The following is a 25,041-nucleotide window of genomic DNA, read 5'->3' on the forward strand; positions in this document are numbered from 1 at the left end:
GCACACGAATCCACGCGTCGACACGGTTATGAGCGCTGCGACGATGAAAAGTTCGGCCCCGGCGCCGGGACTGTTACCTGGCGCCTCAGGCCGACAAGGTCGTCGACAATGACTTGCCCGCGATGATCACGTTCTTGAGCGTGAGCGACTGAACGTTATGCAGGAACCATGGTTGCGCCGCATTGCGCGGCGTGCCGAAGTCGCAGTCGCTAATGCTGATGTCCGTGATCGGCAGCACCGGCGTGCCCGGCGCGCCATTGAAACTGGAGGCCACCGGTCCCAGGATCACCAGCGCCTGGTAACAGGAATACTGCCCGCCCTGGGTCGCCACATTGCCCACCTTGACGCCGGAAATATGCACCTGCGAGACCATTGGCGCTCGCGTGCGCACGCTGTCGTCGGCGGGCGCGTAATCGCAATCGATCGTGATGATGCCGCCCGCGGTCGAGGCCACCGTGTTTGCCGAAATCACCGACCCTGGCAGCGGCGGATAGAACTTTGGCGCAACCTGCACCCCGTTGGGTATTGAAACGTCACGCACATAAAAGTGACGCAGAAAGCCGCCCCGGTTCATATTGGTCTTCATCCGGATCGCGGTATTGAGCGGATCGCTGGCCCAGTGAATGTTGCGAAATTCCAGATGTTGCGCGTAGACGTGCTCGATCCCGCCCGCCATTTCGCTGCCCAGCGTCACAGCGCCGTGGCCGCTGTTCATCACGCAGTGCTGGATCACGATATTGCGCGTTGGGCCATGGCCGGTGTCGTTGTTCTTGCCGGCCTTGATCGCGATGCAGTCGTCGCCGGTATTGAAAGTGCAGTTCTCGACCAGCACACCGTCGCACGCTTCCGGGTCGAAGCCGTCGCTGTTCGGCCCCATGCTGTCCATGCTGACCTTGCGGATCAGGACATTGCGGCAATTGACCGGGTGGTGCAGCCAGAATGGCGAAGCTTGCACCTTGTAGCCTTCCAGCAGCACGTTGGAGCAGCCGATGAATTCGATCATGCAAGGGCGCAGGAAGTGCCCGATGCCAAACACGCGCTGCGCGACCGGCAGCCCCGCTTCCGACAGGGCGGGCAGGTAGCGCGCGTCGCTGCGCCAGCGCTCCCCCGTCCCCTGGATTTGCGCCAGCCTGGCTGCGCCCAGCTGCGGCGCGAGCACGGCCAGCGTGGCGGCGTTGCGCGGGTTGATGGCCACTTCGCTGTCGCTCGCGCCCGCCCGGTGACGCCCTTTCCAATCCCACCAGCAGTTGGCGCCGCCTGCAAATGGCAAGCCGCCCTGGCCGTCGAGCACACTGGTCCAGTCGGCGCCGGTGAGGGCGATATTGTCCTGTCCATGGGCGTACACCAGGGGTGAATAGTTCAGGCAATCGTTGCCCTGCCAGCGCGACAGCACCAGCTTGCCGTTGGCGCCGCAGTCAACATCGCCATGCCGGGCGTAGTCGGCCGGCTCGGCGCTAAAAAAGACGTGGGCGCCCGCCGCCAGGTGCACATGCACATTCGAGCGCAGCACCATGGGGCCGGCGCAGTACCAGTTCCCCGCCGGGATCAGCACGCGCCCGCCGCCGGCCTGGTGGCAGGCGGCAATCGCGGCGGCGATGGCGCCATGGCAGTCGTGCGATCCGGGCGCGGGAGAAGCAAGCTGGCCCGATGTGTCGTCGGTCAGCCTTCCCTTGACGCTGACCAGCGCGGCCGGCCTGGCCCCGTAAGCGGTGATGACAAAATCCTCCTGCCGAAAAGTGCGTGGCCGGCCCACGCGATCAATGATCGCCTGGGCGCGCCGCCACGGATCGGCGGGGCTCGCCAGGGTCGCCGTTCCGGTGGCGCAGCCCCCGGCTGCCAGCAAGCCTGCGGCCGACGTGGCGCGGATCAGGGTGCGACGCTGCAGATTCGGGAGCACAGTCATTTGCTTCATGGTTTTCCTTGATTTGTCATCCGCTACTCTTCAGTCATTGTATTTTGGCTGGACCAAAATAGCAATCTGGACCAGCCACTTGCGTTACAGGACGCTGGCGAAACAACAACGTTTGCTCAACATTTTGCTTGTTTGATTGGTCTGACCAGTTTAGTATTTGGTCCAATCAAACAAAAAAAGTGATCATGCCAATTGTGATCACACCCATGAGGAGACAAGATGCACCGTTCACGCCCATCCGAGATCAAACCTGCGGTCATGGCCGTCGCCGTGGCTTCGGCCATGCTGCAACTGGCCATGCCGGCCCACGCCCAGACTGCCGCAAATGCCGCCGTGCAAGCCGCCGTACAAGCCGAACCCTTGCAGGCCGTCGTGGTCACCGGCTCGCTGATCCGCCGCATCGCCAACGAAGGCGCTACGCCGCTGTCGACGATCAAGGCCAGCGAACTGGAAGCGCGCGGCAACCTCGAGCTGAAAGACTTCGTGCTTGAGCAGCCACAGTCGCTGTCGCTGGGCACCAATACGGGCGCTGCCGGCCCCGTGACCAATCTGCGCGGCCTGGGCCCGATGCGTACCCTGACGCTGCTCAACGGACGCCGTCTTGCCAACGAGCCGCTGCAAGACCAGTATGTGTCGGTCAACGTGATCCCGCGCACGGCGCTCGAGCGCATCGAAACGCTCAACGGCGGCGCCGCTTCAACCTACGGCGCCGACGCCATTGGCGGCGTCCAGAACTTCATCACCAAGCGCGGCTACAAGGGCGCCACGGTCAAGGCCGAATATGCGACCCCGCAACAGGATGGCGGCGGCCAGACCAGGAGCATCGGCGCCATTGTCGGTATCGGCGACCTGGCCCAGGACCGCTGGAACGCTTATTTGGCGGTCGACCACCAGTCCAAGTCGGCCCTGTTTCAGAAGGACCGGCTTGAACAGCACGACCCGGCCGTGCTGCGCTCCCTCGGCCTGGGCCTGTTGCCCGATGCGCGCAATCCCTCCCCGATTGCCAACTTCGGTTTTACCCGTGCCGCCAACGCCAACTACAATCCGGCCTTTGCCTCCGGCTGCGTGGCACCTTATACGATCCCGGTGCTGGGTGCGGCGAGCGCCAACACGCCGCCTGTGTACGCCCCTGGCTGCGCCCGCGACGCGCTGCACTGGACGGCGGTCACCGACGGCAGCGAGATCACCAACATCGCCGCCCGCGCCAGCATGAATCTGGCGGGCGGCCACAAGATCGACCTGGATATCTTGCACAGCAACTTCAACGTGCAAAAGTACCGCGGCTTGCAAATTCCAAACGCCAACCAGCCCTTCACCACCTATTCGCTGCCGTCCACCAGCCGCTTTTATCCGGGCAAGGGCATCACCGCGCCGGTCAAGGTCGTGGGCAGCAATACCGGCGCGAACACGCCGGCCATGTACATCGATCCGGCCCGCACGCCGGGAACCGTCAGCGACCTGAACCTGAACAACCGCACCGTCTTCTTCCAGTGGGGTCCGGCCGAGCTTGGCTCCGCCTACCGCAACGACGAGCAGACCAACGAGCGCATCGTGCTGACCGCGGAAGGCAGCGTACTGGGATGGGACTACCGCACCGGCCTGAACTACGGCCGTTCCGAGCGCGACACGCAGGCCGGCGAAGGCTACATTTTGTACAGCAAAGCCCAGCAAGGCTTCGACAAGGGCATCCTCAATCCCTTCGGCCTGCAGGACGAGGCCGGCGCCGAATACCTGCGCAGCATCCAGGCCGAAGACTACACCTATCGCCTGAACAAGGCCTACAACCAGAGCGTGGATGTGACGCTGACCCGTCCCGTCTTCAAGCTGGGCGGCGGCGACGCGGTGCTGGCGGTGTCGGGCGAATGGCGGCGCGATTCGGCCCGCACCTTCAATGCCCCGCTCGACTACGTGCTGCGCAAGGCCGACGGCAGCTACAACATCGACGCCACGGGCAACGTAGTGCAGAGCGACCTGGTGGGCGAGGTGCCGCAAGGCGTGGCCAAAAAGCTGACCCGCGATATTACCTCGCTGATGCTCGAAATCGACATGCCGGTCACGCCGACCTTGCTGGTCAACGCCGCCGTGCGCGCCGACCGCTACAAGGACCTGGACCAGAGCACGGTCAATCCGAAGCTGGCCGTGCGCTGGCAGCCCGCCGCCTCGCTTGTACTACGCGGCTCGCTGTCGACGGGTTTTCGCGCGCCGTCCATCATGGATATCCAGAACCCGACGCCCGAAGTGCGCACCCAGCTGATGGACGACCCGGTCCTGTGCCCGAGTGCGCAGCCAACCGTGCCTGCCACCGGCACCCCGGCCGCGGGCTACAGCGCCGAGCAGGTCTGCAATGTATCGACCTCGTACTGGACCAAGTCGCCCAACAACACCTTCCTCAAGCCCGAGAAATCGCGCGGTTTTTCGTACGGCTTTGCGCTTGAGCCAATGAAGAACCTGTCCATCACGCTCGACTACTGGGGCTTGAGCCTGCGCGACGTCCTGGGCGCCGTAGCCATTGCCGAGATCCAGCAAAACCCGGTCAAGTATGCGGGCAACTTCGTGCGCGCCAGCGACGGCACGATCGACCACATCGTGGCCAGCCAGGCCAACCGCGGGCAGACCCGCATCCGCGGCGCCGACCTGTCGGCCCGCTACCGCTTTCCCCAGACGAGCTTTGGCAACTTCGACGCCCAGCTCGACGGCACCTGGTATCACAAGTATGAGTTCCAGGCGGAAAAGGATGGCGTGTGGCTCCAGAACGTTGGCGTGGTGACCAACGACGGGCGCTATGGCAGTGCGGGGCCGAACTCGGGCCTGGCGGGGCTGCCGCAAATTAACCCGCGCTGGAAACACACGGCCTCGATCGGCTACGCCTACGGTGCATGGCGCGCCAGCCTGTCGCAGCGCTACAATTCCTCGCTGACCGACCTGACCCCGCGCACCGGTTCCAAGCTGACCAAGATCGATGCGTACAGCCAGTTCAATGTGAACGTCAAATACAGCGGCATCAAGCACACCACGATCTCGGCCGGCGTGAACAACATCAACGAAGCATACCCGTCGCTGACCGCGAACAGCCTGTATCCGGGCGGCTACGTCACCAGCCTGGCCGACATGATGGGCCGTGTCTTTCGCGTCTCGGTCGAGTACAAGTTTTAAGCTCGACTGGTAGTGCAGTGTGACGGCGGGCTCCTTGCGGGGTCCGATTGTTTTTTGGCAAGGCCACGCTGCCAAACGTCGCAGGCGGCGCGACCGCCTTGCCAGATTGGCCAGACCAACCTAAAATCGCTTATCTCCATCCCTGCCTACGCCGCCCCCACCCGCAATGAAAAAAACTACCGCAGCACCAGAGGCGAACCATGCCGAGCCGCGCCTGTACCGGGTCGTCGCCAGCCGAATCCAGGCCCTGATCGAAGAAGAAAACATCGGCCCGGGCGAGCGCCTGCCGTCCGAACGCGACCTGGCGCTCAAACTAAGCGTAAGCCGCACGTCGCTGCGCGAAGCGCTTATTGCCCTCGAACTTGGCGGCTTCATCGAAGTGCGGGGCGGCTCGGGCGTGTATGTCAGCGAGCAGGCCGCAGCGCTCGCGCCCGTGGTGGAGATCGGTCCGGGCCCGTTTGAAGTGCTGGCCGCGCGCCGCATGATCGAGGCCGAAGTGGCCGCGCTGGCGGCCAAGATGGCGACCGATTCGGCCATCGACGCCATTTTGCTGGCCGTGCTGGAAATGGAAAAGCACCACGACGACCGCAGCGCCAACGAACAGGCCGACCGCAACTTTCATCTGGCCATCGCCAGGGCCACCGGCAACAGCGCCATGGTGGGCGTCATCGATTACCTGTGGAATCAGCGCGGCAGCCTGTGGCACAAGCTCAAGGAACATTTCCAGACCGAAGAATTGCGCACCAATACCCTGAACGACCATCGCGCCATCCTTGAAGCGATTGCCGCCCACGACGTCAGCGGCGCGCGCCAAGCCATGCGGGCCCACCTCGAACGGGTCACACGCACGTTTTCGCGAGGCTAATACCGGAGAATTGGCTCATCCAGATTGCGCAACTGGTCCAACCGCATTAGAATTGGTCTGGTAATGTATTCCTCAATCTGAAGGAGAGCTCAATGCTCCGTCTCGCGTTTTTCCTATCGCTGTGCGCCAGCGCGGCTGGCGTGCTGGCTGCGCCGCGCCTGCCGGCCCGCGTGATCCTGGTAGGCGACTCCACCATGGCCCCGCGCACCGGTTATGGCGAGGCGCTGTGCGCGCGCTTGCTGCCCGGCGTGGCCTGCGTCAACCTGGCGCGCGGCGGGCGCAGCAGCGGCAGCTTCCGCGCCGAAGGCTTGTGGAACACCGTGCAGGAGCAGTTGCGCGCGGGCGCCCCCTACAGCGCCACCTACGTGCTGATCCAGTTCGGGCATAACGACCAGCCGGGCAAACCGGGCCGATCCACCGACCTGGTCACCCAGTATCCCGCCAATCTGGCGCGCTACGTGAGCGAGACGCGCGCGCTGGGCGCGGTGCCGATTTTGGTCACGCCCCTCACGCGCCGCAGCTTTCGCGGTCCGTGGCTGCACGACGACCTGGCGCCATGGTCGGCAGCGGTGCGCACCATCGCGCGCCAGCAACAGGCCGACCTGCTCGACCTGTACAAGTACAGCGCCGCGGCGGTCCAGGCGATGGGCCCGGCGCAAGCCGACACCCTGGCCCAGGAACCTGCCACGCAACAAGCGCTGCCCGACGGGCGCAAGAGCGCCTTCGACTATACCCATGTCGGTCCCAAGGGCGCCGAGCTGATTTCCGGCATCGTGCTGCGCGACCTGGTGCGCCTGCACCCGGCACTGGCAGCCTCGCTGCGCCCCTTATGAACGCGCTGCGCTGGTTGGCCGCGACCGCCCTGCTGTGCAGCGTGCCGGCGCGGGCCCAGCTTGCCGACGGCTGGGCCGGCCAAGACGGCGGCACCAGCGGCGGCGGCGCGGTAGCCGCGCTGACGGTCAGCAGTGCGGCCGAGTTGCGCGCGGCGCTGGCTGGAGGCGCGCGCGTGATTGAAGTGGCAGGCATCATCGACATGCGCGATGGCAAGCCGTTTGCCAGCCGCGCCGACCAGCAACAACGCGGCACCCTGCGCGTTCCCAGCAATACCACGCTGACCGGCGCCGGCAGCGGTTCCGGCCTGCTGCACGCTAGCCTGGTGCTGGACAAGGTCAGCAACGTCATCATCCGCAAGCTGAATTTGCGCAACCCGTGCGACGTGGACCCGCTCTGGGATCCGGAAGATGGCCCCAAGGGTCACTGGAACGCGCAGTTCGACGCCATCACCGTGTCTGCCTCGCGCAAAGTATGGATCGACCACAACAGCTTTACGGACGCGCCGCACGGCGACCAATTGGCGCCGCTTGAAAACGGCATGCCCAAGCAGTGCCATGACGGCGCGCTCGACATCAGCCACGGTGCGGACCTGGTCACGGTGTCGTACAACCGTTTCGCGCTGCACGAAAAAAATTCGCTTATCGGTTCAAGCGACAATGCCAGCGACGACCGCGGGCGCCTGCACGTCACCTTCAGCAACAACCTGTTCGAGTTTGTCTCCAGCCGGGCGCCCCGGGTGCGCTTCGGCCAGGTGCACCTGTACAACAACTATCACGTCGGCGCGCGCCGCCATGCGGCCTATCCGCACCAGTACAGCGTGGGCGTGGGCAAGGAGGCCGACATCATCGCCCAGGCCAATGTCTACGAGATCGATGGCGCGCGCGGCTGTGCCGACGTGGTGCGCAGCCATGGCGCCGGTAATTCCTTCCTTGATGCCGGCTCGACCCTGAATGGCGCAGCCTTGAGCGCATGTGCACTGCCGGCCGCACCTGCCTGGCAGGTGCCCTACCCCTTCACCGCGCTCCCGGCGGCGCAAGTGAAACAGCACGTGCTCGCCAATGCCGGCGCCGGCAACTGGGAATTCGACAGCATGCCGGACGGCGCCATGTTGGCCCTTGCCCCCGCCACCTCGCAGCTGGCGCCGGCCACGCCCGACTTTCACATCGAGGCCCGCATCGGCGCCCTGCGGCCAGCTACCGGGAATGGCCAGCTGGTGCTGCTTGGACGCCAGCAAGCGGGCAACTGGTCGGGCGCTGGCCTGGCGCTGGCCGACGGTGTGCTTGAAGTGAACGTCATGCGCATGCAGGACGGCGTGCTGACGCGCGTAAAGCAGCTGCGCCGGTTTGCAGCGCCCGACCGCCGGCCCGACCTGTTGCGCGTCGAGCTGGCAGGCAGTGCGCTGACGGTCTACCTGAATGGCGAAAAGCTCGGCACGGTGAACGATGCGCGCTTCGCGCACGGCGGCACGCAAGTAGGCTTTTATAGCCAGGGCAATGCCTTTCAGATCGACCAGGCCAGCTCTGGCGCGGCGGCTGACAAGCCGGCCCGCCTTGCCCTCTCGGGCGTGGCCGACGTGCTGCGCGCCCAAGCCGGCGACGGCCCGCTGACGGTGCCGGTCAGTGCCCTTGGCGGCGACGGCGCCACGCCCGTCGCCTTTACGGCGCGCTCGGACAATCCGCGCGTGGCCAGCGTCACCGTCAGTGCTTCAGGCGTCACGGTGGTGCCGGTCAGCCCGGGCGAGACCACTGTCCTGCTGAGCAGCCCGACCGACCCGGCACTGCAAACCTGGTTCAGCGTCAAGGTGGGCCCGCGCTTCGGCAAACCGCCGGCGCAGTTGCCCGCGCCCGTGGTGTTTCCGCCACCTGGCGCGCGCGCTGTACCGGTCGACACGCCGTTGCGCCTAACCTTTGCCGCCCCGCCGGTACTCGGCGAGGCCGGATCGGTGCGCATTTACCGCAAGCGCGACATGGCCCTGGTCGACATTATTCGCCCCGGGGAAGAAGTCGCCAGGATTGGGCCGCCAAAAGCGGAGCGGCATCGCTACGTGCGGCGCGATCCGATCCGCATTGCCGATCGCAGCGCCAGCATTGCCCTGCACGCGGGCGTCCTTGGGTATGACACCGAGTACCTGGTCGTCATCGGTGCGGGCGTGTTCGACCATGCGGTGGGCCGCTGGTCGTTCCGCACCCGCAAGGACATGGGCTCTCCTGCCCGCCTGGTGGTCGACGACGACGGCCCGGCCGACTTTCGTACTGTGCAAGGGGCGCTCGACCACGCCATGGCGCGCTATCCGAAGGCCGCGCCGCTGACCATCGCCATTCGCAACGGCAGCTACGAGGAATTGCTGTTTTTGCGCGCCCGCGACCGCGTGACGCTGCGCGGCGAGAGCGCCGACGGCGTCGTCATCCACGCCACCAACAATGAAGGCATGCATGCGGGTTCAGGCGCCAGCGCCACGCCCGGCACACCCGGCATCGGCGGGGGCCGCGCACTGTTGCTGGCCGAAGAGCTGGACCTGCTCACGCTTGCCTCGCTCACGCTGCGCAACGACAGCGAGCGCCGCTACAGCCGTTCGGGGCAGGCCGAGACCATCTACTTCAACAGCGACGCCGGCCGCCTGGTCGCGCGCGACGCGCGATTTTTCAGCGAACAGGATACGCTGCAGTTGAAGGGCTACGCTTGGTTCTACCGCACCCTGGTCGCCGGCAACGTCGACTTCATCTGGGGCGCCAACCGGGCCGCCCTGTTCGAACAGAGCGAAATCCGCTCGCTCGGCGACAGCGCCAACCAGGAGTCCGGCGGCTACATCGTCCAGGCGCGCACGGTGGCGGCCACGGAGCCGGGCTTCGTGTTTCTCGACAGCGTACTGACCCACGGCGCCGGCCCGGCCGGCAATGCGGTCCCCGAGGCCAGCACGTACCTGGCGCGCAGTCCGGGCACCGCCGCAACCTGGGACAACGTCAGTTTCATCAACTGCCGCATGGACCGGCACATCGCGCCGGGCGGCTGGGCCGGCGCCGGCGTTGGACGCGAGCCGGCGCCCAATCCGGCGCAAGCCGATGCCGCGCACGGATGGCGCGAACATGGCAGCACCGATTTGGCCGGCGCCGCGCTCGACCTGTCGCAGCGCAGCGCCGGCCATGTGCTAGACGCGGCCGCGCGCACCGCCCGCTTCAGCAGCCGCGCCAAAATCTTCGCCAGCTTCAACAACGGCAAGGGATGGAATCCGCCAGATCAGTGAGGAGCGTAGGTCGGATAAGCGACAGCGCAATCCGACAGCGTCAACGAGACGCATGTCGGATTACGCTGGCGCTTATCCGACCTACCGCCTGTAGCGCATTGACTCGGCCAAAACTTCAAACCGAACCGTGCGCGTCAGCGACTGGCCCGGCGCCAGCACACTCAATCCATGACGCACCGGCCCGCCTTCCAAGTTGTGCGCATTGATCATGTGATCGACCGGCTCGAAGCAAAAAAAATCCGCGCCCGGTCGCGTGTAGACGATGTAGTAGCCCATGTCCGCGGTAATTTTCAAGCGCTGCGCGGATTCGGGCCAAAAGATCTCGGCCACGCCATCCCAGCCTGAAAACACATTGTCAATCGCTTGCTCGGGCAGCGGGCGCGCACCGCTAAAATCCCACTCAATCGGAATGTCCGTCGGCTCGGAGGGCAAGCCATCCTCGCCGCGCCGCCAGACACTACGCGCCGCAGCGCGCAGCAGCACGCCTTCGGTGCGCGGCAGCCAGGGATGCAGCCCCAGGCCGAACGGCAGTGCGTAGTTGCCGTCATTGCGCACTTCCAGCGTCACTTCGAGCAGCGGCCCGCGCAAGGCATAGCACAGCCGGGCCACGTACGAGAAAGGCGATTGCCCGCCCCGGTCGAGCAGCAAGGCCACGCTGGTGTTAGAACGCGAAACGACCTGCCAGGGCTGTTGCCAGCCTTCGCCATGGATCGGAAAAGGCTCGCCCGCGCGGTTGGGCGCCAGGTCGATGCGCCGGCCATCAAAGTGAAAGCCGCCGTCGCCGATCCGGTTCGACCACGGCACGAGTGGAAAGCAAGCCAGCTGCGAGGGCGTGGGATCGGGCGCGCCGGCCGGCAGTTCGCATGGGCGCAGGAGCGTGCGCGGATGGCCGCCGGCCAGCGCGTCAAGGCGGGCCAGGGCGCCGCCGATGGCAGGCAGCACCTGCGCGTGCAGGTGCGCATTGCGCAGCGTGACGACGTCCACGCCGAACCTATTGGTACTGTGGCCCGTCGAGCAGGAACTTGCCGCCCTGGTAGGTCGCCGTGATGTCGTCGGCCGCCGGGAAGTCGGCAGAATCAGGGAACTTGCCGGCGAACTGGCGCGCACTGTCGCGGGCCCGAAAGCCCAGGAAGGCGGCGTGCTTGTTGTCCCACCAGGCGCTGTCGTTGTCAGAGACGCCAAAGGCGATCGTGTGCCCCACGCGCGGCGCGAACAGGCAGCAGCGCAGGCTTTCGACCAGGTCATCGTAGCTGAAATACGTGGTCAGCATGCGCCGGTTGAGCGGCTCCGGAAAGCTCGATCCGATGCGCAGGCAAACGGTCTCGATCCCAAAGCGGTCGTAATAGTAGCGCGACAGCGACTCGCCAAAGCACTTGCTCACTCCATACATGCTGTCCGGACGGGTCGGCATGCTGGCATCGACCATGTCGGTGGTGCGGTAGTAGCCCACCGCATGGTTCGAGCTGGCGAACACAACGCGCTTGACGCCGGCCTTGTGGACCGCTTCGTACAGGTTGGCGACGCCCAGGATATTGGCCTGCATGATGGCCTCGAACGGCGCCTCGGTGGAAATGCCGCCGAAGTGCAGCACGGCGTCCACACCTTCCATCAGGGCCAGCACGGCCGCCTTGTCGGCCAGGTCGCACTGCACGATTTCCTCGCCTTCGCCGGCAACGCCAAGGTCGGCCAGGTCGCTCAGGCGAATCACTTCGGCCCAGGGTTTGATACGCTCGCGCAGCACCTTGCCCAGGCCGCCGGCAGCGCCGGTCAGAAGAATACGTTTAAAGGGGGTTGCCTGCGTCATGTTGTCTCCTTGGTTCAGATAGTGTTCCGGTCACGTGACCGGGGCCGGGTTGAACAGCACCAGCGCGTTATGCAGCTTGTGGTGCTCGGCCCAGGTCTTGCGCCCGCTAGCTACTTCCAGCATCAGCTTAAACATTTCCCAGCCCACGTCTTCGATCGTCGCGCTGCCGCTGGCGATGCGCCCGGCATTGACGTCCATCAGGTCATGCCAGCGGCGCGCCAGCTCGTCGCGCGTGGCCACCTTGATAACCGGTACGGCGGCCAGCCCGTAGGGCGTGCCGCGCCCGGTCGTGAAAACGTGCAGGTTCATGCCGGCCGCCAGCTGCAGCGTGCCGCAGATAAAATCGCTGGCCGGGGTGGCGGCGTAGATCAAGCCCTTGCGGGTGAGTTTTTCGCCTGGCGCAAGCACCCCCACGATGGGCGAGGTGCCCGACTTGACGATCGAGCCCATGGCCTTTTCGACGATATTCGACAAGCCGCCCGCCTTGTTGCCCGGCGTGGTGTTGGCGCTGCGGTCGACGCCGCCCCGCAGCAGGTAATCGTCATACCACTGCATCTCGCGCACCATGGCCGCGGCCACGTCGGCGTTGGCGGCGCGCGCGGTCAATTGGTCGATCCCGTCGCGCACCTCGGTCACTTCCGAGAACATGACGGTGGCGCCGGCGCGCACCAGCAGGTCGGTGACAAAGCCGACAGCCGGATTGGCCGTCACGCCGGAAAACGCGTCGCTGCCGCCGCACTGCACGCCGACCACCAGTTCCGAGGCGGGACAGGTTTCGCGGCGACGCGCGTCCAGTTGCCGCAGATGGCCTTCGGCCGTGTTGACGATGGCGGCGATCATGGCGTCAAATCCCACGTGCTGCTGGTCTTGCAGGCACACCACGGACGGCACAGCCGCACCGATGGCAATTGCGCCGGCCGGGAACAGGCGTGCCGGCGGCAGCTTTTCGCAGCCCAGGCTCACCACCATGACCGCGTCGCCAAAATTGGGGTTCTTGCTGATATTGCGCAGGGTGCGGATCGGAACTTCGGCGCCGGGAGCGTCGATCGCCACGCCGCAACCGTAGCTGTGCTCGATGCCAATGACGTCGTCCACATTTGGAAAGCGCGGCAGCAGTTCTTCCTTGATGCGCCGGACCGCAAAATCGACCACGCCCGAGACACATTGCACGGTGGTGGTGATGGCCAGGATATTGCGCGTGCCGACGCTGCCGTCGGCATTGCGGTAGCCCTGGAAGGTGTAGCCCTCGAGCGGCGCGGCGGGTGGCGCCAGGCGGGTGGCCACGGGCAGGTCGCTTAGCGCGCGCGCCGGCGGCATGCGCAGCACCCGCTCGGACACCCAGGCGCCGCGCGCAACGGCGCAACTGGCGTAGCCGATGGTGACGTTGTAGCGCACCACCGCATCGCCCTCGGCCAGGTCGTGCAGCGCGACCTTGTGCCCCTGGGGTACCGCCTCGACCAGGGCCAGGCCGTCCGCAAACACGGCACCGGCGCCCAGGCCGCCATCGTTGGCGACAATGGCGACATTGTCGTTCTCATGCATGCGGATAAAGCGTGCCTGGTCATTTTTCATCGTCATCATCATCGTCGTCAACGCCTCGTCATACCGTGTGGCGGCCGCCGCACCAAGGCTTGCGACCGTTCATCCAGTATGCCACATATGCGTCGCGATTGGCTAGTCCACATTGCTATTTTGGTCCAACCAAAATACAATGGACCGACCAAATCGTGGTTTCGGCCTGACACGAATGGCATTCTGGCCCGTGGAAATGGCCGATAATGCGCAACAGCTTGCCGTCCCATACCTTACCGGAGACACCGTGACACCCACCCCAAGCAAACTGCTCGCCGCGCTGGCCTGCCTGACTGTACTCGCAGTGGCCGAACCGGCAAGCGCCGAAGGCCCGTACCGCAACCCGGACAACAAGAACGCGCAAGACCTGGGCGAAGGCAGCTACCCGATCCCCTATAAAAAACCTGACGCGGCAGAGATCGGCGCGGCGCTGCACCGCATCCGCGCTTACCTCGACGCGGCGACGCCCTCGCGCGTGGTGCGCAAGGATAACGGCGCCGAGATCACCGACTTCAGTACGCCCGTGGCCGAGGCCATCGTGCAAGCGAGCGATGGCGACTTCGGCCTGCAAGTCTATGAAATGGGCGTGGTGCATGCGGGCCTGATGCGCGCGGCCGAGGCCACGGGCGAGCGCCGCTTCACCGACATGACGGCGCGCCACCTGGCCTTTTTCGCTGAGAGGCTCCCGTACTTCCGGGCCCAGGAACGGAAGTTCAAGCTGGGGCGCGCCAACAGTTTTTCGCGCTTCATCGATCCGCGTTCGCTCGACGACGCCGGCGCCATGTGCGCGGCCATGATGCGCGCACGGGCAGCGGGCATTGGCCCCGACCTGTCGGCCCAGATCGCCGTCTGCGGCCAGTGGGTGGCGGCTGGCCAGTACCGGCTCGCCGACGGTACGATGGCGCGCAAGCGCCCGCAGGCGTCGTCGCTGTGGGCCGACGACATGTACATGGGCGTGCCCGCGCTCGCGGAACTGGGCCGCATGAGCGGCAAGAGCGCGTACTTCGACGACGCGGTAAAAAACGTGCTGCAGATGTCGGCCTATATGTTCGACAAGCAGAAAGGCATCTATACCCACGGCTGGAACGCCAACCACCCGGACGCGCCGCGGTTTTACTGGGCGCGCGCCAACGGCTGGGCCGTGCTGTCCATGTCCGACCTGCTTGACGTGCTGCCCAAAACCCATCCCGGCTACGCACCGGTGCTGGCCCAGCTGCGCGCCACCTTGCGCGGCGTCGCAGAGCTGCAGTCGGGTGCGGGACTGTGGCACCAGATGGTCGACCGCAACGACTCCTACCTGGAAACCTCGGCCAGCGCCATGTTCACGTATGGCCTGGCGCATGCGATCAACCAGGGCTGGATCAGTCCCGTGACCTACGGCGCGATCGCCCAGGCCGGGTGGGCCGGCCTGTCGGCGCGCATCAACGCCAAGGGCCAGGTTGAAGGCACCTGCGTTGGCACTACGCTCGCCGGCGACCAGACTTATTACTACCACCGCCCCACCAGCGTGCATGCGCTGCACGGCTACGGCCCCACGCTGCTGGCCGGCGCCGAGATGATCAAGTTGCTGAAAAACCCAGCCTTCGACATCGAGTACAAGGTGCGCACCTATCACTACGTGCCCAAGGGCGGCAGCACCGATTACCGCGAACACCACTAAGCCGGAGCCTCACATGAAACCAACCATGCTTTTCCTCGCCGTATCCAGCGCGCTGTGCACGGCGTCAGCAGCCCAGGCTGCCGAACAGCTGCGCATCGACGCCAGCCACGACCTGGCCATTGCGCGCGCGTCCGAAACCATCAGCGTCCCGTGGACGGAAGTGAACCGCGCCCTGCCCGGCGCGCTGATCCAGCACCTGGCCGTGCGCGACCGGGCCGGGCGCGTACTGGCGCACCAGGTCACCAATGTCCTGCCCCAGGCCAAGGACCCGCGCAATATCGGCGCCGCCTATGGCGAACTGATTTTCCAGTACAGTTTTGCGGCGGGTGAAAAAAGCGCCAGCTTCACGGTCGAAAAAACCGAGTCGCTCGCGCCCGTGTTTCAAGCCGCGGTCACGGCACGCTACGTCCAGGAGCGGCTCGACGACTTCGCCTGGGAAAACGACCTGGTGGCGCACCGCACGTACGGCCGCGCGCTGGCAGCGCCCGCCCCGCCCGGCGTGACCAAGGAAGTACTGGTCACCAGCGGGCTCGATATCTGGTTCAAGCGGGTCAGCTATCCCGTAGTGGACCGCTGGTACAACAAGGGACATGACCACTACCACAAGGACGAAGGCGAAGGCATGGACATGTACAACGTCGGCCAGTCGCGCGGTTGCGGCGGCAGCGGTGTGTGGGACGGCAAGCGGCTCTACACGAGCGTCAACTACGCATCCTGGAAGGTGCTCGCCAACGGCCCGGTGCGCGCGATTTTCGAGCTGAGCTACGACAGCTGGGACGCCGGCGGGGTCGCAGTCTCGGAAGTCAAACGCTTCACGGTCGACGCCGGCCACCAGTTCGACCGCGTCGACAGCACCTTTACGTTTGCCGGACCTGCGGCGCTGACGGTGGCGATAGGACTGAACAAGAACCCCGCCGGCAAGGGCCAGCAGCCGCAGATTGCGATTACGCGCGACCCGGCGCGTGGCGCCTTGATGCAATGGGTGGAGCAGGCCGGCAATGGCGCCTTTGGCACGGCCATCATGCTGCCGGGTGCGAGCGCCTATGCGCAAGACGGGCTCAATGAACTGGTGCTGGCCAGCGTCGCTTCCGGCCAGCCGCTGCGCTATTACGTCGGCGCGGCCTGGTCCAAAGCCGGGCGCGTCGCCACTTCCCAGCAATGGAACGCCGAGATCGCCACGCTGGCTGCGCGCGTGGCCAATCCGTTGCGTCTGTCGCTGAGCGCGGGCGCGGCGACGGACAAGCCTTGAGCTCAAGCGACGCAGGGCACCTCGGGCAAGCCCTGCACGCCGGGCCTGAAGGCGATGGTGGCGCCGGCCCACGCGTCGTCCGGACTCTGGCCGGCACTGATCGAAGTCACCAGCATGGTGTCCAGAGCCGGTCCGCCAAAGCTGCACATGGACGGTTTGGCCATCGGCACGTCGATTCTGCGGTCCAGCCGCCCGTCCGGGGTGAACCGCAAGATGCAGCCGGCGTCGTTTCCGCAGATCCAGTAGCAGCCGTCGGCATCGACCGCGGCGCCGTCGGGCCGCCCGGGATGGTCAAGCATATCGACGAACAGGCGCTGGCGCGAAGGCTCGCCACTGTCCGGATCATAGTCGAACGCCCATATTTTCTGGACCTGCGGATGCGAGTCGGACAAGTACATGGTGCGCCCGTCGGGCGCAAACGCCAGGCCGTTCTGCACCATCAGGCCTGACACAAAAGGCCCTTCCAGGGCGGCTGCGTCCAGACGGTACAACTTGCCCTCGGCCCTGCCCTGCGCCATGTCCATGACCATGGTGCCGCTCCAGAAACGCCCCTGGCGGTCGCACCGCCCATCGTTAAAGCGCATGCCCTCCTCGATTCCAACAGGGCGGGCCAGCACCGCGGCCCTGAGCAGGCCGGCGTCGCCCAAGCCCAGGGCAAACAAACCGCTTTGCATGCCGGCCACCAGGCCGCCGCCGCTGCGGGCGGCCAGGCATGCCACCATCTGGGGCGTGTTCCAGTTGGCGATGGCGCCGCTGGCCGGATTCCAGCGCCAGATGGTGCGCTCCACGATATCGACCCAGTACCAGGCCTGCTCGGCCACGACCCAGAGCGGCGATTCGCCCACCGTGCAGCGTGGTGCCTCTATCCGCTCGATGCGCACGCCGCCCTTCATGCCGACGGCTCGGTAATCACCTGGTAGCGCGGCACCAGGGTTTTCATCACGCACCAGGCCAGCAGATAGGCCACCGCGCAGCCGCTGAACATGATGGTGTAGCCGGTCGATACCTGGCCGAGCGCGCCGTAGTGATCGAACAGCCAGCCGCCGATCTTGGTGATCAACACGCCGCCAAGGCCACCGGCCATGCCCCCGATGCCAACCACCGAAGCGATCGAGCGCTTGGGGAACATGTCGGACACGGTGGTGAACAAGTTGGCCGACCAGGCCTGGTGCGCTGCGGTGCCGATGCCCACCAGCAGGACCGGCACCCAGAAGCTGATGTAGCCGAACGGCTGGGCCAGCAGCACCACCAGCGGGAACAGCGCAATGACGAACATGGCGCGCATGCGCCCGTCGTAAGGCGAGGCCCCCTTGTTGATGAAATAGGTCGGAAAATAGCCGCCGCCCACGCTGCCGATCATGGTCATGCTGTACAGGATGGCAAGCGGTAACTGGATGTCGGACGACGTCATGCCGTACTGCGCCGACAGGTACTTGGGCAGCCAGAACAGGAAGAACCACCACACGCCGTCCGTCATGAATTTGCCGAAGGCGAAGGCCCAGGTCTGGCGATAGGCGAGCAAGGCAACCCAGCTTAGCGCCAGGCCGGCCGCACCCGCGTGTGTCCCGACGTGGGCGTCGTCGCTGGTGATGTAGGCCAGTTCTTCCTTGGACAAGCGTTTTTGCTGCTCGGGCTTGTCGTAGAACGTGATCCACAGCCCCATCCAGACAAAGCCGATCGCGCCCACCGCCACGAACGCCGCCTGCCAGCCCCACACGGCGGCCAGCAGCGGCACGCAGATCGGCGCCAGCACGGCGCCCACGTTGGCGCCTGAATTGAAAATCCCGGTGGCGAAGGCACGCTCTTTTTTGGGGAAGTATTCGGCCGTGGCTTTGATCGCGGCCGGAAAATTGCCGGCCTCGCCCAGCGCCAGCACGGCCCGCGCGATCATGAAGCCGGCGATCGATACCGGCACTGCCGCCAGGCCCAGCGCGTTCAAGACGGATGCCATGCCGCTGCCCAGGCCGAGCGCGAAGGCATGCATCACCGCCCCGATCGACCAGACAAGAATGGCCAGCACGAAGGCCGCCTTGGTGCCGAGTTTATCGACCACGCGCCCGGCAAACAGCATCGAGATCGCGTACACGAACTGAAACACCGCCGTGATGTTGGCATAGTCCGTATTGGTCCAGCCGAACTCCTTGGACAGGTCGGGCGCCAGCAGGCTCAGGACCTGGCGGTCCAGGTAATTGACGGTCGTGGCGAAAAATAACAGCGCGCAGATCGTCCAACGGTAACTGCCCATTCCTTGCTGCTTCATATTATCTCGTCTTTATTTTATGTTTGCAACGGGAGTGGAGGGTTACGGCGCGCTCGGCACGCCATCCTGCATGCGGGTCAGCCCCAGCGGATTGGCGTCGGCCAGCGCGGGCGGCAGCAGCGCCGCCGGCACGTTCTGGTAGCACACGGGCCGCAGGAAGCGGTCGATCGCGCCCGCCCCCACCGACGTGCTGCGGCTGTCCGAAGTGGACGGGAAAGGGCCGCCGTGCACCATCGCATGCGCCACTTCGACGCCGGTCGGAAAGCCATTGAACAGGATGCGGCCGGCCTTGCGTTCCAGGACCGGCAGCAGGCGCGCGGCGAGCGCCTGGTCGGCAGGGAGCGCATGCACGGTGGCCGTCAACTGCCCTTCGAGGCGTTGCGCGACCTGCAGCATTTCGGCTTGGTCGTGGCAGCGTACCAGCAGCGAGCAGGGGCCGAACACTTCGTCTTCCAGCGCCGGCGTGGCCATGTAGGTGAGCGCATCGCAGGCATACAGGGCTGCGGTCGCGGCGCAGGAGCCCGCACCGGCCTGGCCGGCGGCGAGCCGGCTTACTCCTTGCAGGGCATCGAGCGTAGCCACGCCGCCCTGGTAGGCCTGGTGGATGCCGGGCGTGAGCATGGTGGCGCCGGCCTTGGCCTGCAGCGCGGCGGCGGCCGCCGCGAAAAAGCGGTCGGTATCGGCGCCGGCAATGGCCAGCACCATGCCAGGGTTGGTGCAGAACTGGCCCGCGCCCATGGTCAGCGAATCGACAAAACCCTGGGCCAGCTGGCCGCCGTCGGCCGCCAGTGCGTGCGGCAGCATGAACACCGGGTTCACGCTGCTCATTTCGGCGTACACGGGAATGGGTTCATGGCGCCCATTGGCCACCCGCACCAGCGCCATGCCGCCCTGGCGCGAACCGGTAAAACCGACCGCCTTGATCGCCGGGTGGGCCACCAGTTGCTGGCCCACGCTGCGCCCTTCGCCGATCACCATCGAAAACACGCCCGCCGGCAGCTGGCACGACGCCAAGGCGCGCGCGATGGCGCGCGCCACCAGCTCGGACGTGCCAAGGTGGGCATTGTGGGCCTTGACCACCACCGGGCAGCCGGCCGCCAGCGCAGACGCGGTGTCGCCGCCGCCGACCGAGAACGCCAGTGGAAAATTACTTGCGCCAAATACGGCCACGGGACCGAGGCCAATTTTGCACAGGCGCAGATCGGGCCGCGCGGGCACTCGGTCAGGCAGCGCGCCATCGAGCGTGGCGCCCAAAAAATGGCCGTCGCGAACCACCTTGGCAAACAGGCGCAGCTGGCCGACGGTGCGACCGCGCTCGCCTTCCAGGCGCGCCTGCGGCAAGCCGCTCTCCTGCATCGCGCGTTCGATCAGCTGCGGTCCCAGGTCCAGGATTTCCTGGGCGATCGCTTCCAGAAAGGCGGCCCGTTCGTCCAGCGAAGTGGCGCGGTAGGCGTCGAATGCGGCGTCAGCGAGCGTGCACGCGCGCTCGACGTCGCCGGCACTGGCCAGCCCGAAAGGCGGCGCCAATTCGGCACCGCTGGCCGGGTCGATCGCGCGCACCGTGCCGGCTGCGCCGCGCACCGCGGCCCCCGCAATGATCATGCTGCCATCAAACGCCATCATTGCGGGCCCTGCTTGCTGATCAACGCTTGCAGCATCTCGCATTCGGCCCCGGTCAGGTCGGTCAACGGCGCGCGCACCGGGCCGGCGTCGTAGCCCACCAGGCGCGCGCCGGCCTTGACGATACTGACCGCGTAGCCGGCCTTGCGGTTGCGAATTTCCAGGTACGGCAGGAAGAAGTCGTCGATCAGGCGGTTGCTGGTGGCCTGGTCGTCAGTGGCAATGGCATGGTAGAAGTCCATCGCCAGCTTGGGCATGAAATTGAAGACGGCCGACGAGTACACCGGCACGCCCAGCGCTTTGTAGGCTGCCGCATAGACTTCCGCGGTCGGCAGCCCGCCCAGGTAGCTGAATCGATCGCCCATGCGGCGCCAGATCGACACCATCAGTTCAACGTCGCCGATGCCGTCCTTGAAGCCGATCAGGTTGGGGCAGCGATCGGCCAGCGTGGCAAGCGAATCGGGCGTCAAGCGGCACTGGCCGCGGTTGTAGACGACCACGCCGATGTCGACCGCCTTGCAGAATTGTTCGACGTGCGCCACCAGGCCATCCTGGCTCGCTTCGGTCAGGTAATGCGGCAGCAGCAGCACGCCCTGTGCGCCGAGACGCTGGGCTTCCTGGCCGAAGGCAATCGCGCTGCGGGTCGGGCCGCCCGCGCCGGCCAGGATCGGCACCTTGCCGCGGCAGGTGTCGACCGCTACCTTGACGACGTCGCTGTACTCCGCATGCGTGAGCGAAAAAAATTCGCCGGTGCCGCCGGCGGCGAACAGCGCGCTGGCGCCGTAGGGCGCGAGCCACTCCAGGCGGCGCGCGTAGGTATCGGCGCGAAAGTCGCCATTGGCGTCGAAGTCGGTGATCGGGAAGGACAGCAAGCCGGAGGACAGGGTGTGTTTCAATTCTTGAGGATGCATTTCAACTCCAGTGTGGGCGATAGCTAGTAAATGTTGAGTCTGAATATTAAGTCGTACGTCATCGTACAACATAAAATAGACTGCTACAAGATCCTTATGCGAACTATTGCCGTCGTGGTCAAGCGGTCATGGTTTCGTGAGCGCGGCGCAGCCGTTCGCGGCTGTTGCTCAGGTGGGTACGCATGGCGGCGCGCGCGCCTTCGCCATCCTGGCGTTCGATGGCGCGCCAGATCTCTTCGTGCTCATGGTGCACGCGCCGGGTGAACGCGCCTGGTTCATCCTGGGCGAGCTTGGCCGCGTTCACGCGCGCCCTGGGAATGATGGCCGAGCCAAGGTGGGCCAGGATCTCGACGAAATATTTATTGCCGGTTGCCTGGGCGATCAGCAGGTGAAACTGGACGTCGTCGCCGACCGCACCGCCCTGCTCGCCGCTGGCGCGCATGGACTCGACGATGATTCCCAGCTGCGCCGCCTGCTCGTCGGTGCGGCGAGCGGCCGCCAGCGCCGCCGCTTCGGTCTCCAGGCAGATACGCAACTCCAAGATGGCAAGGACGTCGCGCAGGGTGACGATCGTGTCCGATAACAAGCCGCCGGTGGCGGGCGCCGCCTCCAGCACGAAGGTGCCGATCCCATGCCGGGTTTCAACCTGGCCGCTGGCCTGCAAGTGCGAAATGGCTTCGCGCACCACGGTGCGGCTCACGCCATGCAAGGCCATGATGGCCGACTCGGTCGGCAGCTTGTCGCCCGGCTTGAGGATGCCGGAGTGAATGTCGCTGGCGAACTGTTCAATGACGCCTTGGGCGAGGTTGCGGTGTTTCTTGCGTGGCAGGTTCATGGCTGGGCTGAATTGTCGTCAGACCCCAATTATAGCGCCGCCCATGTTGTATGACGACTTACATCCTCTACGCACAAATACTATCGATTCGATGAATACTATCAATTTCCCAAATCAATTGATTTTATCTATCATTCGTTCATACCACTTCACCGGAGAACAGCATGACCACCCAGATCAAGTCAGTCACCATCGAAAACCTCGAAGCCGCTTTTGCCGGCGAATCGATGGCCCACATCAAATACCGCTACTTTGCCAAGCTGGCGCGCGCCGCCGGCGCCATCGAAGTTGCCGAAGCGTTTGAGGCGACCGCCGACCAGGAAGTTCAACATGCTTTCGGCCACCTTGACCTGCTCTACCCAAAGGAAAAGATGACCCCGGCGCGCTCGCTCGAAATTGCGATCGAGGGCGAGACGTACGAATACACCGAGATGTATCCGAAGTTCCGCCACCTGGCCATTGAAGAAGGCAACAGCGCCGCGGTGGCCGAGTACGACGAGCAGATTGAAGAGTCCAAAGTGCACGCCGCCCAGTTCCGCCGCACGCTGGAAATTGCCGCCAAGCGCTTTGCCGCGCTGGCCAATGTCGAAGAGCGCCACGCCAACCATTACAAGGCTGCGCTGGACAAGCTCAACGCCGCCGCCTGATCCAACAACTTACAAGGACCACACCATGAAAACCTATCAGTGCATCGTTTGCGGCTTTATCTACGACGAGAGCGTCGGCTTGCCGGGCGAAGGCATCGCCGCCGGCACCCGCTGGAACGACATTCCCGACGACTGGGCCTGCCCGGACTGCGGCGTGGCCAAGTCCGACTTCGACATGGTGGAGCTGTAATATGAACGGGCCCATCGTCATTGTCGGCGCCGGCATGGCCGCGTACGGCGTGGCGCGCGAGCTGCGCAAGCTGGACAAGGCGACGCCCTTGATCATCGTCGCCGGCGACAGCGCCGGCGCGTACGCCAAGCCGATGCTGTCGAACGCCATCGCGCTTGGCAAGGCAGCGCACCAGCTGGTCTCGCACAGCGCGGCGCAGATGGCCGTGCAGCTTGATGCAACCGTGCTGGCGCACACCCGCGTGCTGGCGATCGACACCGCCGCGAGTACATTGCGTACCGACCAGGGCGAGGTCGTCTACGGCAAGCTGGTGCTGGCGCTCGGCGCCGATCCGATCCGGCTGCCGATGGCGGGCGACGCGGCTGCCGAAGTGCTGTCGGTGAACCACGTCGACGACTATGCGCAGATGCGCGCGCGCCTTGAACAAGTGGGCAAGGCGGCGCGCGTAACGATTATCGGGGCCGGCTTGATAGGCTGCGAATTCGCCGACGACCTGCTCGCCGGCGGGCACCACGTGACGCTGGTCGACCCGAATTTGCAGCCGCTCGGGGCGCTGGCCGCGCCCAGCCTGGCGGCAGGACTGGCGCAAGCCTGGCACGGACGCTCGCTCTCTTTGCGCCTTGGCACGACTGTGGCGGGCGTGGCGCGTACTGCCGACGGTTTACTCGTCACGCTGGCCGATGGTGGCGCAGTGACGGCCGATCTGGTGCTCTCTGCGGTGGGACTGAGGCCGGCAATCGCTCTGGCGCAGGCGGCAGGGCTGGCCACGGGGCGCGGCATCGTGGTCGATGCATACGGAAAAACCAGCGCGGACGGGGTGTATGCGCTGGGCGACTGTGCCGAGTACGCGGGGGTGGGCGTGCTGCCTTACGTGGCGCCGCTGCTGACTGCGGCGCGCGCGATCGCCGCCACGCTGGCGGGCACGCCCACGCCGATCGTGCATAAAAAGGAAGCGGTGATCGTCAAGACGCCGAGCTACAAACTGGCGCTGGCGCCGCCGGCGGCGGGGATCAAAGGCAGCTGGGTCGATGAAATCGATGGGGAGCGCACGATTGCACGTTTTGTCGACGAACAGGGCAAGCTGCACGGGTTCGGGATCTCGGCCCACACGCCGGCGCTGCGCCAAAAGCTGCAGGGTGAAATTGGCTGAATCACCGGGCGACGTGTGGAGCGCTCAAAAACCCAACCTCACATCGTCACTGCGCGCGAGGGGCTCGCCCATCATAGACGGTACAATCAGCCCATGCTCTCTGAATTTGACCTCATCAAACGATACTTCAACCGTCCGCGCCCGGGCCGCGCCACGCTCGGCATCGGCGACGACTGCGCCCTGCTCGCGCCCGCGCCCGGCATGCAGATGGCCATTTCCACCGACATGCTGGTCGAGGGCCGTCACTTTTTTGCCGGCGCCGACGCGCGCATGCTGGGCCACAAATGCATTGCCGTGAACCTGTCGGACCTGGCCGCCATGGGCGCCAAGCCGGTCGCGTTCACGCTGGCGCTGGCGCTGCCGGCGGCCGATCCGGCCTGGCTGGAAGCGTTTTCGGGCGGCCTGTTCGCGCTGGCGGACGCCTTCGATTGCGAACTGATAGGCGGCGACACGACCAAGGGACCGCTGACGATCTGCATCACGGTGTTCGGGGAACTGGCGCCGGGGCACGCGCTGCGGCGCGACGCGGCCAAGGTTGGCGACGACATCTGGATCTCGGGCACGCTCGGTGACGCGCGCCTGGCGCTGGCGTGCTACTGGGATGACTATGCGCTCGACCCGGGGCCGATGGCAATTGCCGCGTCGCGCATGCACACGCCGGCGCCGCGCGTGGCGCTGGGCATGGCGCTGGCCGCCGGGCCGCTGGCGCATGCGGCGATCGATATTTCAGACGGGCTGGTGGGCGACCTGGGGCATATCCTGGCCGCCTCGCAGGTGGGGGCCACGCTCGCTGTCGATGCGCTGCCGGCTGGACCCGTACTGGGGGCGCAGGACTTGAATTTGCGGCGCCGGTTTTGCGCCGCCGGCGGCGATGATTACGAGTTGTGCTTTACGGCGCCGGCGGCCAACCGGGCGGCAATCGTTGCGGCGGCGCTGGCGGCGGGGACGGCGGTGACCAGGGTGGGCAGTATCGACGCTGAACCGGGGCTGCGTTTGGTTGATGGCGGCGGTACGCTGGTGTCGATGGGGCTGGCGGGGTTTGATCACTTCGCGAGCTAGCCACCACATCGTCCTCCCGCACGCGGGACCCGTGGAACGGTTCAACTGAGCAACTGTTCCATGGGTCCCCGCACGTACG

Annotated in this window: 19 protein-coding genes; 10 read left to right on the forward strand and 9 right to left on the reverse strand. The window is 65.7% G+C overall.

Features of this window, described 5'->3' with window-relative positions; genetic code table 11:
* Positions 1-85: 85 nt before the first annotated feature.
* Positions 86-1,912, reverse strand: coding sequence for a glycoside hydrolase family 28 protein (locus tag ACP7BV_RS19120; protein ID WP_426106060.1), 1,827 nt, complete (start codon positions 1,910-1,912; stop codon positions 86-88).
* A gap of 219 nt (positions 1,913-2,131) precedes the next feature.
* Between ACP7BV_RS19120 and ACP7BV_RS19125 the strand changes: the two genes are divergently transcribed.
* The 4 genes from ACP7BV_RS19125 to ACP7BV_RS19140 all read left to right on the forward strand — a co-directional run bounded on the left by ACP7BV_RS19125 (position 2,132) and on the right by ACP7BV_RS19140 (position 10,005).
* The gene (locus ACP7BV_RS19125; RefSeq protein WP_426106061.1) at positions 2,132-5,065 is read left to right on the forward strand and encodes a TonB-dependent receptor domain-containing protein; all 2,934 of its coding nucleotides are present in this window, start codon (positions 2,132-2,134) and stop codon (positions 5,063-5,065) included.
* 166 nt (positions 5,066-5,231) lie between these two features.
* A complete protein-coding gene (locus ACP7BV_RS19130) occupies positions 5,232-5,930 on the forward strand; it encodes a FadR/GntR family transcriptional regulator (RefSeq protein ID WP_426106062.1) in 699 nt (232 codons plus the stop codon).
* Positions 5,931-6,022: 92 nt separating this feature from the next.
* Positions 6,023-6,763 carry a rhamnogalacturonan acetylesterase gene (locus tag ACP7BV_RS19135; RefSeq protein ID WP_426106063.1) on the forward strand — a complete coding sequence of 247 codons (741 nt, stop codon included), beginning with the start codon at positions 6,023-6,025 and terminating at the stop codon, positions 6,761-6,763.
* Complete coding sequence (locus tag ACP7BV_RS19140) at positions 6,760-10,005, forward strand: pectinesterase family protein (RefSeq protein ID WP_426106065.1); 3,246 nt, start codon at positions 6,760-6,762, stop codon at positions 10,003-10,005. Before ACP7BV_RS19135 ends, ACP7BV_RS19140 begins: the two co-directional genes overlap by 4 nt.
* A gap of 81 nt (positions 10,006-10,086) precedes the next feature.
* Here ACP7BV_RS19140 and ACP7BV_RS19145 read toward each other — a convergent pair whose 3' ends face one another.
* Genes ACP7BV_RS19145 through garD form a run of 3 tightly spaced genes read right to left on the reverse strand, consistent with a single transcriptional unit; the run spans position 10,087 to position 13,381 of the window.
* Positions 10,087-10,989, reverse strand: coding sequence for an aldose 1-epimerase (locus ACP7BV_RS19145; RefSeq protein WP_426106066.1), 903 nt, complete (start codon positions 10,987-10,989; stop codon positions 10,087-10,089).
* Between the two features lie 7 nt (positions 10,990-10,996).
* Positions 10,997-11,809 (reverse strand): NAD-dependent epimerase/dehydratase family protein, encoded by an 813-nt coding sequence (locus tag ACP7BV_RS19150; RefSeq protein ID WP_426106067.1) that lies wholly within the window; start codon positions 11,807-11,809, stop codon positions 10,997-10,999.
* Between the two features lie 30 nt (positions 11,810-11,839).
* A complete protein-coding gene (garD, locus tag ACP7BV_RS19155; protein ID WP_426106068.1) occupies positions 11,840-13,381 on the reverse strand; it encodes a galactarate dehydratase in 1,542 nt (513 codons plus the stop codon).
* A 247-nt stretch (positions 13,382-13,628) separates the two neighbouring features.
* Here garD and ACP7BV_RS19160 point away from each other — a divergent pair, with 247 nt between their 5' ends.
* Both ACP7BV_RS19160 and ACP7BV_RS19165 read left to right on the forward strand, forming a co-directional pair.
* Positions 13,629-15,041: a glycoside hydrolase family 88/105 protein gene (locus ACP7BV_RS19160; protein ID WP_426106070.1), complete on the forward strand. Its 1,413-nt coding sequence runs from the start codon at positions 13,629-13,631 to the stop codon at positions 15,039-15,041.
* Positions 15,042-15,054: 13 nt separating this feature from the next.
* A complete protein-coding gene (locus tag ACP7BV_RS19165) occupies positions 15,055-16,290 on the forward strand; it encodes a DUF4861 family protein (RefSeq protein WP_426106072.1) in 1,236 nt (411 codons plus the stop codon).
* A gap of 2 nt (positions 16,291-16,292) precedes the next feature.
* Here ACP7BV_RS19165 and ACP7BV_RS19170 read toward each other — a convergent pair whose 3' ends face one another.
* The 5 genes from ACP7BV_RS19170 to ACP7BV_RS19190 form a co-directional block, all read right to left on the reverse strand.
* Positions 16,293-17,183: an SMP-30/gluconolactonase/LRE family protein gene (locus ACP7BV_RS19170; protein WP_426106074.1), complete on the reverse strand. Its 891-nt coding sequence runs from the start codon at positions 17,181-17,183 to the stop codon at positions 16,293-16,295.
* Positions 17,180-18,550 (reverse strand): MFS transporter, encoded by a 1,371-nt coding sequence (locus tag ACP7BV_RS19175; RefSeq protein WP_426106075.1) that lies wholly within the window; start codon positions 18,548-18,550, stop codon positions 17,180-17,182. Before ACP7BV_RS19175 ends, ACP7BV_RS19170 begins: the two co-directional genes overlap by 4 nt.
* A gap of 42 nt (positions 18,551-18,592) precedes the next feature.
* Positions 18,593-20,170 (reverse strand): aldehyde dehydrogenase (NADP(+)), encoded by a 1,578-nt coding sequence (locus ACP7BV_RS19180; protein ID WP_426106116.1) that lies wholly within the window; start codon positions 20,168-20,170, stop codon positions 18,593-18,595.
* The gene (gene kdgD, locus ACP7BV_RS19185; protein ID WP_426106077.1) at positions 20,170-21,081 is read right to left on the reverse strand and encodes a 5-dehydro-4-deoxyglucarate dehydratase; all 912 of its coding nucleotides are present in this window, start codon (positions 21,079-21,081) and stop codon (positions 20,170-20,172) included. Before kdgD ends, ACP7BV_RS19180 begins: the two co-directional genes overlap by 1 nt.
* A gap of 118 nt (positions 21,082-21,199) precedes the next feature.
* On the reverse strand, positions 21,200-21,916 hold the full coding sequence (locus ACP7BV_RS19190) for a FadR/GntR family transcriptional regulator (protein WP_426106078.1): 717 nt from the start codon (positions 21,914-21,916) through the stop codon (positions 21,200-21,202).
* 164 nt (positions 21,917-22,080) lie between these two features.
* Between ACP7BV_RS19190 and ACP7BV_RS19195 the strand changes: the two genes are divergently transcribed.
* The 4 genes from ACP7BV_RS19195 (at position 22,081) to thiL (ending at position 24,962) form a co-directional block, all read left to right on the forward strand.
* A complete protein-coding gene (locus ACP7BV_RS19195) occupies positions 22,081-22,563 on the forward strand; it encodes a rubrerythrin family protein (RefSeq protein WP_426106079.1) in 483 nt (160 codons plus the stop codon).
* A 25-nt stretch (positions 22,564-22,588) separates the two neighbouring features.
* Positions 22,589-22,753, forward strand: coding sequence for a rubredoxin (locus ACP7BV_RS19200; RefSeq protein ID WP_426106081.1), 165 nt, complete (start codon positions 22,589-22,591; stop codon positions 22,751-22,753).
* Position 22,754: 1 nt separating this feature from the next.
* Entirely contained in the window at positions 22,755-23,903 is a 1,149-nt protein-coding gene (locus tag ACP7BV_RS19205) for an FAD-dependent oxidoreductase (RefSeq protein WP_426106082.1), read from the forward strand.
* A gap of 93 nt (positions 23,904-23,996) precedes the next feature.
* Positions 23,997-24,962, forward strand: a complete 966-nt coding sequence (thiL, locus tag ACP7BV_RS19210) for a thiamine-phosphate kinase (RefSeq protein WP_426106084.1) — start codon at positions 23,997-23,999, stop codon at positions 24,960-24,962.
* The last annotated feature ends 79 nt before the right edge of the window (positions 24,963-25,041 follow it).

The organism is Massilia sp. TSP1-1-2, from assembly GCF_049896185.1.
Lineage (GTDB): Bacteria > Pseudomonadota > Gammaproteobacteria > Burkholderiales > Burkholderiaceae_D > Telluria_A.